General features: G+C 32.9%; 1 pseudogene. It reads right to left on the bottom strand.

Features of this window, described 5'->3' with window-relative positions:
* Positions 1–162: pseudogene (locus tag ACFIK8_RS10220) on the bottom strand (magnesium transporter); the annotation flags it as partial.
* Positions 163–331: the final 169 nt, after the last annotated feature.

The following is a 331-nucleotide window of genomic DNA, read 5'->3' as shown; positions in this document are numbered from 1 at the left end:
GACATAATCAAGAGGTAAAAGACTAAGAATAGCTACACGTTCCATGATATCGAGATCATTGATGATATCAATCGAGTCAGCAAAGTGATGGGTTTTTAATTCTTCGGCGAGAACTTCAGGGGAAGAATTTTTGAAGTCGAAGGTCGTTCTGATTTCAGTCATGATAAAGTACCTTCCGAAGGATTGGAGAATTATTAATCCAGATATATAGTAGTAGTAGGGTAAAACAAAAGTTATGGAAGATTTAAGAAGAAAAACCTCTCAATTATATCTCCAATTGTTAATATTTGAAATAAAATCAAGAGTAGATTCCAGGTTATAAACAATTTCA

Source organism: Bartonella sp. MR168JLCBS (assembly GCF_042194175.1).
The sequence above is the reverse complement of the archived record's forward strand: the minus strand, read 5'-3'. Positions and strand labels throughout refer to the sequence as shown.